Source organism: Oceanobacillus halotolerans (genome assembly GCF_010993955.1).
GTDB classification, from domain to species: Bacteria; Bacillota; Bacilli; order Bacillales; family Amphibacillaceae; genus Oceanibacillus_A; species Oceanibacillus_A halotolerans.
Genome location: NZ_WIXL01000002.1, coordinates 131586 through 144965 on the forward strand (window position 1 = coordinate 131586; position 13380 = coordinate 144965).

Genomic DNA, 13380 nt, shown 5'->3' on the forward strand with positions numbered 1-13380 from the left:
TATATTCCTGCTTCATGACAAAACTAGAAGAACTTCGCCTGAAATCGTGAAATTTAGCGATGTTTCGCCATTTCACCTAAAGTACGTTTCAAATAGGTTAAGAAAGATGCCTCATCTACATCATGACTAACAATTAATGGTGTATCGGTAACAACTTTATCTCCCATTTTCACTTGAAGTGTACCGATTTGATCTCCTTTTTTCATTGGAAAAACAATCTCTTCATCAATTTGAACATTTGTTGAGATGTCTTCTGGTGATTCTCCTTTTGAGTGGATCGTACTAACTGATTCAGATGTCACAACATTAATTTTCTGTTGTTCTGCTTGTAAAAATTGTAATTCCGTTATCGTCTCTCCCTTTTCAAATAATTTCTTCGTATCAAAATGGTTAAAGGCATAATCGAGCATATTAGAGATATTTCCATTTCGCTGCTTTGTCGTTTCCGCACCCATAACAACAGAAATTACTCGCATATCATCTTTTTCTGCGGTTGCAGTTAGACAATATTTGGCTTCATCGGTATACCCTGTTTTTAATCCATCTACACCATCATAGAAACGAACTAGTTTATTGGTATTGACTAACCAGAATTCATCTTCTTCACCTTCTCGTAAATAATCTTCATAAATAGAGGTATATTCCGTTATTGTTTCGTATTTTAATAATTCTTTTGCCATTACCGCCATATCATAAGCGGTACTGTAATGATTATCTGCTGGTAATCCAGTTGAATTTTGAAAGTGTGTATTTTCTAATTTTAATTCCTTTACTTTTTCATTCATTTGCTCAACAAATGCCTCTTCACTACCTGCGATTCGTTCAGCTAAGGCAACACTTGCATCATTACCAGAAGCAATTGCTACACCTTTTAGAAGCTCCTCAACCGTCATTTCCTCACCAGCTTCTAAAAATATTTGTGATCCGCCCATTGATGCGGCACGTTCACTAACTCGAACCGTTTCATCAAGCTTCAGTTTTTCCTCTTCTAGTGCTTCCATAATCAATAATAGGGTCATAATCTTAGTCATGCTTGCAGGTGGAAGTTTTTCATCAACATTTTTATCAAAGATGACCTCCCCTGTATCTCGTTCCATTAAGATTGCTGACTTAGCGTCTGGTGCGAGATCTGGTGAATCGTTAGAATCATTGGAACCTTCTTCCTCACCAAACACTGGTGTGGTAAAGACAAATAGTAATGTAAAGATAATACTAGTTAACAACATGTTTTTTTTCATAGTTTTACCTCCAACAATCAATATAATGTTAGTATTGCCATGATTATTGGACTTTATAACGCGGAAATTAGAAAACCTTTCCTACTTAGTAAAAGGCTGTTTTCTAAAAGCTTTCTAATTGGAAAACGTCGTGCATATAAGATGGATTATGCGCAATAGTTTTATCTATGAATACCGCTACGGAAATACACTACGCTTTCACCAGGGGCATAAGTGCGACATCTGTTCAAACTGTTCGTTTTCACAGTGTCTACTTTACCGCAGGCACGGCCTCAGCCTCCTCTATAGAAAAGCGTAAGTGCCTTGGTCACCCCCGATTAGAAAACTTGGCTTGTCGCCGAGTGGCGAAAGCCTTAGTTGCACTTATGCAGTAAGAAAGTTTTTCTTATCTGCCAAGCTTAAGCCGAGCCTCGGTGTGGCGCTTTTTGCCACAAAGAGGATTGACTTAAGACCTCGAGGGGGTAGGCGCTGTAGCTAGACATCGGAAGAAAACCACTTCCTGCTCAAGTCTTCGGACACGTGCTTTTCCTGCAGGAGTCGACTGTCCTACGCTCCAATTAATTATCGTAAAATACAATATATATAATAGGAAATATTGATCATATCAGTGGAGGAAATACACGGAGACTCCTGCGGGAAGAATGGCCTAGATGAGACCCCGCAGAGCGAAAGCTCGAGGAGGCTCAACAGCCACCCGCGGAAAGCGAAGTGTATTTCCGGAACGGGTAAACGTGCTAAACATCGCCTTAACTTACTGCGCATTATATGGATTATGTTCAATAGAAAACGACAAAGTATGCGAAAAGAGCCTAGTAAAAAAGTACACAGAACAATTCTACGTACTTTTTGCTAAATTGAATGTTTACTCTGTAATGGTATCGTATATTAAGGTCGGTGCTTTTACAGTCTCACCCGAAATGGTGATACTTTCATATAATTTGGCCTTAACTTCATCGATTGCTTCCTTGTTTGTATGAATGGTAGCTAATGCTTCTCCTTCTTGCACTGGATCTCCAATTTTTTTATGGAGGACAATTCCTACCGCTAAATCAATTTCCGACTCTTTTGTTGCTCTTCCTGCACCAAGCATCATAGCCGCTGTGCCAATATCATCTGCAACAATTTCATCTACATAGCCTGACGATTTAGCTGGAAGTTCAATGGTGTATGAAGCCTTTGGTAGTAACGTAGGATCGTCTGCGATTTCACTATTTCCCCCCTGAGATTCTAGGAATGTTTTAAACTGCTCAAACGCCCTTCCATTTGAAATATTCTCTTCTAGTATGGAACGGGCTTCCTCAACTGTGGCAGCCTTATTAGCTAATACAACCATTTGAGAACCCAATGTTAAGCATAGCTCTGTTAAATCTTCTGGTCCGTTTCCTTTTAGTGTATCAATAGCTTCTTCTACTTCTAATGCATTCCCAATAGCATTTCCAAGTGGTTGACTCATATCTGAAATGACCGCCATTGTGTTCCTTCCTACACGATTCCCAATAGAGACCATTGCTTTTGCCAATTCTTTTGCTTCATCATAGGATTTCATAAAAGCACCTGCACCTGTTTTCACATCTAAAACAATCGCATCTGCTCCTGAAGCAATTTTCTTACTCATAATCGAACTAGCTATTAATGGAATTGAATTTACAGTTGCGGTTACATCCCGCAAACTATATAACTTTTTATCAGCAGGAGTTAAATTGCCAGACTGACCAACTACGGCTACTTTATTTTTGTTAACAAGCTCAATAAATTGATCATTCGTAATTTCAACATGAAACCCAGGAACTGCTTCCAATTTATCGATGGTACCACCAGTATGGCCTAAACCACGTCCACTCATTTTTGCAACAGGGACACCAACGGAAGCAACAAGTGGAGCTAGGATTAACGTGGTTGTATCCCCCACACCGCCTGTAGAATGTTTATCGACTTTTATTCCCATGATAGCTGAAAGATCAATTGTGTCTCCAGAGTCCACCATTGCACTTGTTAGCAAAGCCCGTTCTTGTTCTGTCATATCTCGAAAATAAATCGCCATTAACAAAGCACTTACCTGGTAATCTGGAATATCCCCATTTGTATATCCATTAACAAAAAAGCGAATTTCTTCTTCTGATAGGGCTTGTCCATCACGCTTTTTTTCAATTATATCGTACATTCGCATTCGTGATCACCTCACTAATCATTAGGTAGCGTTGCTATTATTTTTCCAATAAACTTCAAAAAGTTCTCTTTTACTTTTTCTGTCGTTTCGATTACTTCATGATGTGTTAACGGTTGATCTAGAATTCCTGCCGCCATATTGGAAATACAGGAAACCCCCAAAACACGCAAACCTGCATGATTTGCAACAATAACTTCTGGTACAGTAGACATACCTACAGCATCCCCACCGAATGTACGTAACATTTTCACTTCGGCTGGGGTTTCATATACTGGACCAGTATTCGCAACGTATACACCTTTCTGTATCGATAAATTCAGTTCGCTTGCGCATTTTTCGGCATGTTCAATATAATCCCGATCATAGGCATGAGACATATCAGGAAATCGAACCCCTAATTCGTCATCATTTGGCCCAAGCAATGGATTATCGCCTAAATTATTGATGTGATCTGTAATGAGCATTAAATCACCTGGTTGAAAATTCTCATTGATACCACCAGCCGCATTTGTAACAATTAAGGAATCGATCCCTAACGCTTTCATAACACGAACTGGAAATGTGACTTGCTTCATGGTGTAACCTTCATAAAAATGAAAACGACCCTGCATCGCTATAACTTGTTTTCCTTCTAACTTTCCTACTACTAATTGACCTTTATGACCAGAAACGGTTGATTCTGGAAAATGGGGAATCGTTTTATAGGGTATTGTCACAGCATTTTCAATTTTGTCGGCTAATACACCTAATCCAGATCCTAATATTAACCCAATAGACGGGGTTTCCGTTATGTTTTCTTTAATCTTATCCGTTGCTTCTACGATTTCATTACGCTGCATGTCACTCTCCCTTTCTCTTTTATAAAATTTCTTTCAAGAAACTTTTCCCATGTTCTGGCATTTTGACACTAAAATTATCTGCAATCGTTGCTCCAATATCGGCAAACGTTTCTTTTAAGGGTAGCTCGCGTCCTTGTCCAATACCATTATGATAGACGAGCAATGGTACATATTCTCTAGTATGATCTGTTCCATGATGGACTGGATCATTGCCATGATCAGCTGTAATGATTAATAAGTCATCATCTTTTAATTCATTGAGTACCTCTGGAAGTCTTTTATCAAAATCTTCTAATGCTTTTCCATACCCTTCTGGATCACGACGATGGCCATACTTTGCATCAAAATCAACGAGGTTTAAAAAACTTAGACCATGAAAATCTTGCTTGGTGGATTCTACTACCTTTGTCATGCCATCCTCATTGTCTACAGTTCGTACTGCCTCTGTAACCCCTTCTCCATCGTATATATCAGATATTTTCCCAAGTGCAATGACATCATACTGTTCATCTTTTAACTCATTCATGACCGTGCGACCAAACGGTTTCAAGGCATAGTCATGTCGATTTGAAGTCCGTTCGAAGGCACCAGGTTCACCAACAAAAGGTCTAGCAATCACACGACCTACCATGTATTTTTCATCCAATGTTAATTCTCTAGCGATTTCACAAATACGGTATTGTTCATCAATTGGAATAATCTCTTCATGAGCTGCAATTTGTAGAACGGAATCAGCAGATGTATATACAATTAATGCTCCCGTATTCATATGTTCCTCACCTAACTCCTCTACAATAGCCGTTCCAGATGCTGGTTTATTTCCAATTACTGTTCGACCTGTTTTCTGTTCTAATTCCTGTATTAAAGCATCTGGAAAACCATCTGGAAATGTACGGAAAGGCTGTTGAATATTTAAGCCCATAATTTCCCAATGACCTGTCATCGTATCTTTTCCATTTGATGCTTCTTGCATCTTCGTGAAGTATGCCTTTGGCGAAGCTGCTTTTTCAATTCCTTTAATTTCCCTTATATTACTTAGGCCTAGTTTCGCCATATTTGGCATGTGAAGCCCATTCATATGATCAGCTATATGGCCTAATGTGTCAGCTCCTTTATCATTAAACTTCTCCGCATCAGGGGCCTCGCCAATGCCCACTGAGTCCATTACAATTAAGAAAACACGCTTAAAATTATTCATGTTTCATACCTCCTGTAGATAGGTTTCCAATTTTCTTATGTAATATGTCCTTATTCTAGTTTATGTGTTGTATGATGTCAGACGACTGATTAGAAATACATATTAAGCACGTGGATGATAAGTTTGATACATATCTTTTAATCTAGTTTTGGTTACATGTGTATATACTTGTGTAGTGGAAATATCGGCATGTCCAAGCATCTCTTGGACAGCACGTAAATCCGCCCCATTTTCTAAAAGATGAGTTGCGAATGAGTGTCTTAGCGTATGTGGTGTTATTTTCTTTTGAATGCCTGCTTCTGAAGCAATTGCTTTTAAAATCTTCCAAAACCCTTGCCTTGATAGTGGTCTCCCATGTTGATTTACAAATAAGTTATTTTCATTTCGTTGTTTTTTGACCAAACTGTTTCGTCCCAATTGTAAATAATCTTCTACTGCTTTTTTTGCTACATCTCCTAATGGAACGATTCTTTCTCTTGATCCTTTTCCAAAGCAACGAACAAATCCCATCGTTAGATGTAGATCACTTACGTTTAAGGATATTAATTCTGTAACACGCAAGCCAGTAGCATATAATAACTCAAGCATTGCTTTATTTCGATAGCTTAGTGGATCTTTACATGGGATATTTAACAATGCATCCACTTCTTTTGCCGACAAAACATCTGGTAATTTTCTCTCTTTTTTCGGTGTTTCTATATGTAAACTAGCATCAAAGGAAACGATTTGTTCACGAAATAAAAATTGATGGAAAGACCGTATAGATGAAATAGCACGTGCAATAGTTGAAGATGACTTTCCACTATCTTTTAGCATATACAAAAATCCAATAATGTCCTGTCTCACAACGGCATCCCAATTCGATTTTTGTTCCACTTTCTCGATATATTGTTTATATTGCTTCAAATCACGTTTATAGGATTGAAGTGTATTGTCGGAAAGACCCCTTTCCACTTGTAAATAATGGAAAAAGTCTTCTAATGCTGTTGTGAGCATATCACATTACTCCCCTAATCGAAAGAATAAATTTAACCGATCAATAAAATGCTGATCTTCTGCATTAAACACTTTAACAGAATTACCTTCTGGTGCATCGTAACGATGATATTGTTCATACTCTGCATGCATTGTACGCAATCCAAAGTAAAATAACAGTGTACACGCCACAAATATTACAAATACTTTTAGCATGTCCCATACTAGTTTTCCCATATCTGCATATCTCCCTTTACAAATGGCATCCTATTAAAAGATATGCCAAAAAAGGATGATAATATACATAGTTGTGCAGATTTGAGAGATAATAAACGAGTCTTTAAAATCTAGTAATATAGCATCCTACCAATACCACATCATAAACGTATCGTATTTCCATCTATTTGTAAATAAAAACCCAAAGACTTTCAAAAAACTTCCATATTGTTTCTTGTTAATAGCTCTTTTTGCATTTTTTGTTGTTTTTACACCATCAGAGTTGACTTATAGTACGATGTATCTGCTATGTTCATTTCTACTCCGTACAGTCAATTTTTACTCATTCATGATGATTGAGTGCTTTGATTCGTTAGGGCAGAATACTCCGCTTTAAGGCAGTGCTGGATTAGTACCTATCCTGTACGACGCAGTATAGATCACCTTTTCTTTATTAAGATTCGTATGCCTGAATGGTAAGTTACTGCGTATAATATATCAACTGTGCATTAAGATTTATACTTAAAAAGCAACAATCCTTCAGAAAACAGCCTTTAGAAAATAGCCTAATTAATTAAGAGTTACTTAAATTAAAAAGCCTTTCTTCATCTTAGAAAAAAGGCTGTTATTTCTATCTATTTGGTTTTCACTGCCACATCTTGACATTGTTTACAAACGCCATGAAAAGTTAATCGGTGATCTTTCACTCGAAATCCCCAATCCTTCTCAACAATTCGCTCTACATCTTCCAATAAATCATCAATGATTTCTTCCACCGAACCACATTCAATACAAACTAAATGATGATGAAAATGTTCTGCGCCTTCCTTTCGTAGATCATACCGGGAAACACCATCACCAAAATTAATTTTATCAACTATTTTTAATTCTGATAACAATTCTAACGTACGATAAACAGTTGCAAGGCCAATTTCCGGTGATTTCTCTTTAACGAGCAGATAAACATCCTCCGCACTTAAATGGTCTTCTTCCCGTTCTAACAACACTCTAACCGTAGCTTCCCTTTGTGGAGTTAGCTTATAGCTCTGTGCATGGAGCTGTTTTTTTATCCGATCAATCCGATGTTCCATGGCAAGTCTCCTCCCTCATATCCCCATCTTTATTATAGGCACACATGAAATAACTGTCAAAGTATAATTGATCTCATGTTTTATTGATAAGAATTATTATATTATAATCATTATAATATAATCAAGGGATTACTCATAATAAGATCGAATCATTGACTCCATTGCTTCATTTGCTACAAATGCTTCTAACAGTGCAGGTATGAAAGAAAGGCCAATTAAAACCGTAAATACCATCGCATATTTACCAAGCGGTTGTAAAATCGGAAACGATACAGTTCGACTAAATAATTTACGTAAAAGGGTAAGTGAAAAAATCATTGATAAACTACCGGCAACCAAATAAATAGGAATAATGACTAGATTTTGTGGTGCAATAGATAGAGACGATAGAAATAATCCCTGAAGAAATAGATCTTGTGATGCTAGTTGATTTACAATAAAGCCCACAGAAAACCCAATTACGAGTCCCTTTGAAAACAATAAAATCCATACTATTGGCAGGCCGATCACTGATAACCCTAATACAAATAAAAGTAATAAATACTTTACATGATAGAAAAAGCTTTCTTTAAAGATCGTACTATTTTCAATGGTTTGGCCATCTGAGATCTGACCAAAAAAACGCTCCAAATAAAAAAATAAATCTTGTTTTTGCACGAAGGTCATACTATTTACAATGATCGCTCCAAAAATAACGCCAGTTAAAAACAAAATAATCATAAATGAATAGATTGCTGCATGGTCTTTTACATGATCCAATACGAACGTTTTTCTTTTATGGTACATCGGAATCCTCCATTTCACGATTCATTAGCTTATAGTAAAATCTATGAAGGATTCCTAGAAAACATGCCAATTAATAGTTGTTTCTTTATTACTATTTTATTTGGTAGTCTGTATACTTCCGTACTTACCTCCTCCGCCTGCCTTAATTGACAATTTGCCTTTTCTCATTTCTATAATAGACCTAGCTAGTTTCTCTGGGACTATTTCTCTTAATTGATCAAATGAAGCATGATGGATGACATTCATTTCTGTTTGAAAATGGTCTAATAACTTTTGAAATGTCTTTGGTCCAAGTGATGGTAAATATTCTAATGGTACTTGATATAGATAAGGAGGGCGTTTTTTTCTATTTGGTGTTGCGTTACTAAGTTCTCCAATTCGATCAGCGACACCTTTAATAATTTTCGTCGATCCACAAGTTGGACATTTTTTCACCACTGTTGAAAGAGCTTGAAAACAGTGATTACATACAGTTATATGGTATTTTCCTAACTGCGGATTCATGCCGAAATTACGTAACACTTTTCGATCATCTACATGATGCAAGGCCCAATTAAATTCCTTAAACGAAGGTGTATCCATTTGAAGTTCTTGATACTCTCGTGCAATTTTTGGCAAAGAATGTGCATCTGAATTAGTTAAATATGTATAGTCATGTAGTTCTGCGATTTGGTCAGCCATATAGGTATCCGCACTCAATCCCAGCTCTATTGCATCTATTAAATCGGTATCAAACACTTCCTTCATGGAAGTACGTACCCCTTTACCGTACATGCTCTTAAATGGTGTAAAAACATGTGCAGGGATGAAAATACCTTCTAATTCTTTTACTTTAAACTGTAACTCTTTTGCGGTCCCGTAATAACGCTGGGAGCTTAATGTTATATTTTTCATCTTTGTTGTCAACCATTGGGAAAATTTTTCCATCGTATGAAGTGACGGGAAATAACATAATACATGAATTGGACCTTGACAATTGTCATCATACACTTCAATTTCAGACCCTAATAGTAATGTTACTTGTTCAAATTTAATTCCACCGTCATACAATTCTTTCGCTTTACCAGCATCCATCAAATGCTTTATTTCAGTTTGAACAGCAGGTGCATGACTATCGATGACACCAACTAAATGGATTCCTTTATTCCTGCTAGCTTCTTTTAAAATATTAGTTAAGGTTAAGCTTTTTGCACCTGTAATTTTCACTGGTTTATCATATATATCCCGGCCAATATGAATATGCATATCCGCAAAGTAAGATTGCACCCTAATCTACTTCCTTTCCATTGATTCTAAATATAATACCGCAAAATTCGTTTTCGCATCATGAATGCGATTTGTTTTTACATATTCTTTCGCTTCTTCCAAAGATAATTCTCGTAACTCCACAAATTCATCTTCATCGCCTGCTACCTTTTCTTCTAGAAGTTCTAATTGATCCGTTAAATAAATATACATTAGCTCATCTGCAAAGCCTGGTGAGGTATAAAAAGAAGCAACAAATTGTAAGTGATTAGTCGTATAACCTGTTTCCTCCTCTAACTCTCTCATCGCTGTTACTTCTGGTTCCTCCCCTTTTTCCAACTTTCCAGCAGGGATTTCAATGATAGATTTCTCTAAAGGTTTACGGTATTGTTCCACGAATACAATTTTATTATCTGCTGTTATCGGAATAACAGCAACTGCACCAGGATGCTTAATAATTTCACGCTTTGCTGTTTTTCCATCTGGTAATTCGACATCATCGACTTGCAATTTCACTACTTTACCATTGTAAACCGTTTCTGTATATAATGTCTTTTCCTCAAATTTTTTCATTTATATTCACCCTTTTTTCATGCACTTTATGTGGCTCTATTGTAGCATCGATTGTGAATTAGTTGTATTCAGGATGTGCTATTCCTACAATGAAAGTACAAAAGAATGTAAAAAAGGAGTAGTCTTGTATGCTAAAAAGTAAGCTCGGAAAGTCTGACCTTCATATTTCAGCATTAACACTTGGCTGTATGTCACTTGGTACAAATGAAAAAACGGCAACCACTATCATTGAGAGAGCACTAGATGCAGGAATAAATCATCTCGATACTGCAGATCTATACGATTTTGGAGTTAATGAAGAAATTGTCGGAAAAGCAATCCAACAGAAACGAAATGACATTATCCTTACAACCAAAGTCGGCAATCACTTTAATAAAGATACAAAAGACTGGTTTTGGGATCCATCTAAGGAGCATATTGAACAAGGATTACAGGATAGTTTACGTCGCTTACAAACAGATTATATTGATTTTTATATGTTACATGGCGGTACAATTGAGGATCCAATTGATGAGGTAATTGAAACGATGGAAAGATTAAAACAGAAGGGCATGATTCGTGCATATGGCATCTCATCAATTCGACCAAATGTCATTAAAGAATATGTGAATCGGTCGAATATTGATGCTGTTATGATGCAATATAGTTTATTAGACAGACGACCAGAAGAGGAAATATTGGATCTATTACATGCAAACGAAATTAGTGTACTTGCGCGTGGACCACTTGCTAAAGGAATGGTTAGTAATAACGCTTTAAAACAAATTGAATCAAAAGGAAAAGACGGTTTTCTTGATTATTCTTATGAAGAGCTAAAGCAAATACATCAAGAGCTGCAAGACTTTACTGGCGATACAGCAACCTTAAATGAACTGGCATTAAAATATGTACTAAAGCATCCCGCTGTTGCAAGTGCTGTGTTTGGTGCAAGCTCGATCGATCAAGTAAAAGCTAATACTGATTTTAATCTGGCTGATATGTTAGATGATGAAACGTTTCATCGACTACAATCTATTACAAAACCAAATTACTATACCAAACACCGTGATTAAATTATTGTGCAAGACACGTTTCGCATTGTATGTTGCTATACTTTTAGATTGTGTCATAGTTTATGTAATACCACTCCGAAAATACACTTCGCTTTCACCAGGGGCATAAGTGCTCATGATAAAAGTGACTGCCCAGAGTGAAATCAAAGATTCTCAGTTATGTCACAATTTGCATCAATTACGATTAAAAATGTATTCCAATATTCTGTGCAGAGGAGGCAGCCTATTAAATGCCTCCTTTTACTCTGCATAATGTCCGCCAACTAGTTTACTTCGTTGTAAGGCTGTCCCAGCAGGTGTATAGGAAACAGCACGCAACAGAGCATCTTTTCCATATTTATCACGAACGGCATCCATCACATAGCCAAGTTTTTGCTCCCGTATACGGTTTTTTTCAAATAAATTCAATTGTACATGCTGATCGTCACAAATGTTTTCTAATGATATAGAAATTTTACGAACGGTTTTCTGTTGATAAAATTTGGCAAATAAATGCATACAAGCATCATAAATTTCCATCGTAATATTTGTAGGTGTTTCTACCGTGATGGAGCGGTGAAAGCCACCTCCCTCCTCATCCTTACTATAGCCAATCCCTAGACTGACTGTACGACCTGCTTTACGATTAGCACGTGCTCTTTTTCCTACCTCTTCACACATCTCCAGGATGACATAGGAAACCTCTTCTGGATCAGGATAATCACGGAGCAGAATTTGACTTTTCCCATAACTGATTTGGCCTTCTAATATAGGAGCACCAAGTTCTGATAAATCAACTCCGTGTGCATGATAATATAACTGATTTCCCATTACGCCAAATGTCTTTTCCAGCCGTTCTAACGAATAATTGGCTAATTGGCCAACTGTCGTGATTCCCATGTGATTCAGCCGTTTTTCCAATCTTGAACCAATTCCCCACATGTTAGATAACGGGGTTACAGGCCATAATTTAGTCGGGATGTCTTCATATGTCCAACGTGCAATCCCACTTTTTTTAGCCTCCAAATCTAAACATAATTTAGCGATTAGCATATTTGGTCCAATACCGATGGCAGCAGTTAACCCAAACGTATCTTTTAATTCATCTAAAATAAGTTTTGCCACCTCTTCTGCAGTTCCCCATAGCTTTGTCGTACCATCTACCTCTAAAAAACTTTCATCAACACTGTACGTATGAATAGATTCCTTTGGGACATATTTGTGAAATAAACGTGTGATTTCAGTGGAAACGTGTAAGTATAAATTCATTTGCGCAGAAACGACAGTAATTTTTGGGTCATTAGGAATTTCAAATAACCGACTTCCGGTTCGAATCCCAAAATCCCGTTTTAATGCTGGTGTTGCTGCTAATACAACACTTCCTTGCCGATTAGTATCCGCTACAACCGCTAAATGTGCTGTTAATGGATCTAACCCTTCCACTAATGCTGCACAGCTAGCGTAAAAGCTTTTCATATCAACACACAGAATATGACGGTTTTTAAACATACTGTAATCTATTTTAGGATTCATCCGAACGACTCCTTTCTGTTATTATGTATGATAAACGAATATACGTTCGGTTATCAAGTGTAATTTTTCCCAAATAAAAGGAGTCAGTGATTTTAAAAGGCTCTTTTCGCATACTTTGTTGTTTTCTACGACGCATAATCTATATAATGTGCAGTAGTTAGGATATGCACATAGCCTCGCTACGGAAAAACACTACGCTTTCACCAGGGGCATAAATGCGACATCTGTTCAAACTGTTCGTTTTCACAGTGTCTACTTTACCGCGGGAGAGTGTTTTTCCTCCGCTAAGTTATGCTGCACTCAATTTAATCATTACTATTGACAATATAACAGTTGATCGAAGCGAATGATAGACATTGTCAATATTGCGTCTTTTTAATTTAGAAAACTATTCGAAGCTGTGGAAAATGCGAGACTCCTACGGGAAAAGGAGCAGTCTGAAGACCCCACAGCGAGCGCTTTTTAGTAGAAAAGAGAAAGCGCCTTGA

At 37.1% G+C, this 13380-nt stretch carries 12 protein-coding genes; 1 reads left to right on the top strand and 11 read right to left on the bottom strand.

Features of this window, described 5'->3' with window-relative positions; all coding sequences use genetic code 11:
- Positions 1–53: 53 nt before the first annotated feature.
- The 10 genes from GHC26_RS03645 to GHC26_RS03690 form a co-directional block, all read right to left on the bottom strand.
- Positions 54–1238 carry a D-alanyl-D-alanine carboxypeptidase family protein gene (locus tag GHC26_RS03645; RefSeq protein WP_163969914.1) on the bottom strand — a complete coding sequence of 395 codons (1185 nt, stop codon included), beginning with the start codon at positions 1236–1238 and terminating at the stop codon, positions 54–56.
- A gap of 862 nt (positions 1239–2100) precedes the next feature.
- Entirely contained in the window at positions 2101–3405 is a 1305-nt protein-coding gene (locus GHC26_RS03650) for a pyrimidine-nucleoside phosphorylase (RefSeq protein ID WP_163969915.1), read from the bottom strand.
- Positions 3406–3419: 14 nt separating this feature from the next.
- Positions 3420–4244 (bottom strand): purine-nucleoside phosphorylase, encoded by an 825-nt coding sequence (locus GHC26_RS03655; RefSeq protein WP_163969916.1) that lies wholly within the window; start codon positions 4242–4244, stop codon positions 3420–3422.
- A 19-nt stretch (positions 4245–4263) separates the two neighbouring features.
- Complete coding sequence (gene deoB, locus GHC26_RS03660) at positions 4264–5442, bottom strand: phosphopentomutase (protein ID WP_163969917.1); 1179 nt, start codon at positions 5440–5442, stop codon at positions 4264–4266.
- A 102-nt stretch (positions 5443–5544) separates the two neighbouring features.
- The gene (xerD, locus tag GHC26_RS03665) at positions 5545–6438 is read right to left on the bottom strand and encodes a site-specific tyrosine recombinase XerD (RefSeq protein WP_163969918.1); all 894 of its coding nucleotides are present in this window, start codon (positions 6436–6438) and stop codon (positions 5545–5547) included.
- A gap of 6 nt (positions 6439–6444) precedes the next feature.
- Positions 6445–6654, bottom strand: coding sequence for a YqzK family protein (locus tag GHC26_RS03670; protein ID WP_163969919.1), 210 nt, complete (start codon positions 6652–6654; stop codon positions 6445–6447).
- Positions 6655–7268: 614 nt separating this feature from the next.
- Positions 7269–7724 (bottom strand): ferric iron uptake transcriptional regulator, encoded by a 456-nt coding sequence (gene fur, locus GHC26_RS03675; protein WP_163969920.1) that lies wholly within the window; start codon positions 7722–7724, stop codon positions 7269–7271.
- Between the two features lie 129 nt (positions 7725–7853).
- Positions 7854–8510 carry a stage II sporulation protein M gene (gene spoIIM / locus GHC26_RS03680; protein ID WP_163969921.1) on the bottom strand — a complete coding sequence of 219 codons (657 nt, stop codon included), beginning with the start codon at positions 8508–8510 and terminating at the stop codon, positions 7854–7856.
- Positions 8511–8606: 96 nt separating this feature from the next.
- Positions 8607–9776: an endonuclease Q family protein gene (locus tag GHC26_RS03685; RefSeq protein WP_163969922.1), complete on the bottom strand. Its 1170-nt coding sequence runs from the start codon at positions 9774–9776 to the stop codon at positions 8607–8609.
- A 6-nt stretch (positions 9777–9782) separates the two neighbouring features.
- Positions 9783–10328 (bottom strand): NUDIX domain-containing protein, encoded by a 546-nt coding sequence (locus tag GHC26_RS03690; protein ID WP_163969923.1) that lies wholly within the window; start codon positions 10326–10328, stop codon positions 9783–9785.
- Positions 10329–10456: 128 nt separating this feature from the next.
- Between GHC26_RS03690 and GHC26_RS03695 the strand changes: the two genes are divergently transcribed.
- On the top strand, positions 10457–11380 hold the full coding sequence (locus GHC26_RS03695) for an aldo/keto reductase (RefSeq protein ID WP_163969924.1): 924 nt from the start codon (positions 10457–10459) through the stop codon (positions 11378–11380).
- A gap of 240 nt (positions 11381–11620) precedes the next feature.
- On the opposite strand, the gene GHC26_RS03700 is transcribed toward GHC26_RS03695, so the two are convergent.
- Positions 11621–12892, bottom strand: coding sequence for a Y-family DNA polymerase (locus GHC26_RS03700; protein WP_163969925.1), 1272 nt, complete (start codon positions 12890–12892; stop codon positions 11621–11623).
- Positions 12893–13380: the final 488 nt, after the last annotated feature.

What these genes read in the sequence shown, in the direction of transcription:
- GHC26_RS03645 (WP_163969914.1), bottom strand. Translation starts at nt 1,238, where the DNA reads ATGAAAAAAAACATGTTGTTAACTAGTATTATCTTTACATTACTATTT.
- GHC26_RS03650 (WP_163969915.1), bottom strand. Translation starts at nt 3,405, where the DNA reads ATGCGAATGTACGATATAATTGAAAAAAAGCGTGATGGACAAGCCCTA.
- GHC26_RS03655 (WP_163969916.1), bottom strand. Translation starts at nt 4,244, where the DNA reads ATGCAGCGTAATGAAATCGTAGAAGCAACGGATAAGATTAAAGAAAAC.
- deoB (WP_163969917.1), bottom strand. Translation starts at nt 5,442, where the DNA reads ATGAATAATTTTAAGCGTGTTTTCTTAATTGTAATGGACTCAGTGGGC.
- xerD (WP_163969918.1), bottom strand. Translation starts at nt 6,438, where the DNA reads ATGCTCACAACAGCATTAGAAGACTTTTTCCATTATTTACAAGTGGAA.
- GHC26_RS03670 (WP_163969919.1), bottom strand. Translation starts at nt 6,654, where the DNA reads ATGGGAAAACTAGTATGGGACATGCTAAAAGTATTTGTAATATTTGTG.
- fur (WP_163969920.1), bottom strand. Translation starts at nt 7,724, where the DNA reads ATGGAACATCGGATTGATCGGATAAAAAAACAGCTCCATGCACAGAGC.
- spoIIM (WP_163969921.1), bottom strand. Translation starts at nt 8,510, where the DNA reads ATGTACCATAAAAGAAAAACGTTCGTATTGGATCATGTAAAAGACCAT.
- GHC26_RS03690 (WP_163969923.1), bottom strand. Translation starts at nt 10,328, where the DNA reads ATGAAAAAATTTGAGGAAAAGACATTATATACAGAAACGGTTTACAAT.
- GHC26_RS03695 (WP_163969924.1), top strand. Translation starts at nt 10,457, where the DNA reads ATGCTAAAAAGTAAGCTCGGAAAGTCTGACCTTCATATTTCAGCATTA.
- GHC26_RS03700 (WP_163969925.1), bottom strand. Translation starts at nt 12,892, where the DNA reads ATGAATCCTAAAATAGATTACAGTATGTTTAAAAACCGTCATATTCTG.